Annotated in this window: 1 protein-coding gene and 1 pseudogene; both read right to left on the reverse strand. The window is 28.7% G+C overall.

What is annotated here, in order from left to right; translation table 11 throughout:
• Positions 1-26: 26 nt before the first annotated feature.
• A complete protein-coding gene (locus AVBRAN12642_RS09705; RefSeq protein WP_336608312.1) occupies positions 27-485 on the reverse strand; it encodes a type II secretion system protein in 459 nt (152 codons plus the stop codon).
• A 39-nt stretch (positions 486-524) separates the two neighbouring features.
• Positions 525-906 (reverse strand): annotated as a pseudogene (locus AVBRAN12642_RS09710) (hypothetical protein); the annotation flags it as partial.

Genomic DNA, 906 nt, shown 5'->3' on the forward strand with positions numbered 1-906 from the left:
TTAAGAATTTAAATCACTTTAAATTCTTAATACACCACATTACTTCCACCAACAGGAATGTAAATAACATCACTTTTTGAAATATCTGTAAAATTATTATTTGTTTTTGAAATTCTTCCTGTTAGAATTTGTTTTAAAGATTCTAAGCCTAATAATTTATTGCATAATTCACTTTTAGTTTTTAGTTTTTTTACCACTATAAAATAATCATCAGTAGTAACTTCTAAACAATCAGTATTTTTAATAGTAAAATACTTATCATCTTTTAGACTTTGAGAAGTCATATCCTTTAAATTACTGCTAAAATTTGTTTGGGTTGTATAATAAGAGCCTAAATCACTAATTAAAATAGCAAGGTTTTGAGATGATTTTACTATTTCAGCATCATCTCTTGTAGCATTTAGTTTAGGAATTGCAACTGCTGCTAATACACCTAATATTACAATAACAAATATAAGTTCTATCATTGTGAATGCTGTTTTCATTAACTTCCTTAAAGTAACTAACCTAGATTAGTTTCTAGGTTAAAAATTAACATTTCCGCCACCGAGTTTGATTTCATAGGCACTAGCATTTCCTAAATGAGCCCCTATATCTTCATTTCCCATAGCTGCTCTTACACTACTAGTTGCGAAGAATGATTTGCAAACACCTTTGTTATAATCAGGAGAAGCAAAAATTTTAATTGTACTTCCACCAGCTTGTGCATTAATTGTTACACAATTTAAATCTTTAATATACAAATAAGCTGTTGAAGTGTTTGATGTGTGTGGTTGCATTACTACATTTGTCATATCTTGTATATTAGTAGCAAAACTTCCTTTAGCTGTGTAATAAGAAGCTATATCACTAAGAAGTGTTGAGAAATTACTAACACCTTTTGTAATTTCAGCGTCATCTCTCGTA

Origin of the sequence: Campylobacter sp. RM12642 (genome assembly GCF_020137635.1) — a bacterium.
In the GTDB taxonomy this organism is placed as follows: domain Bacteria; phylum Campylobacterota; class Campylobacteria; order Campylobacterales; family Campylobacteraceae; genus Campylobacter_E.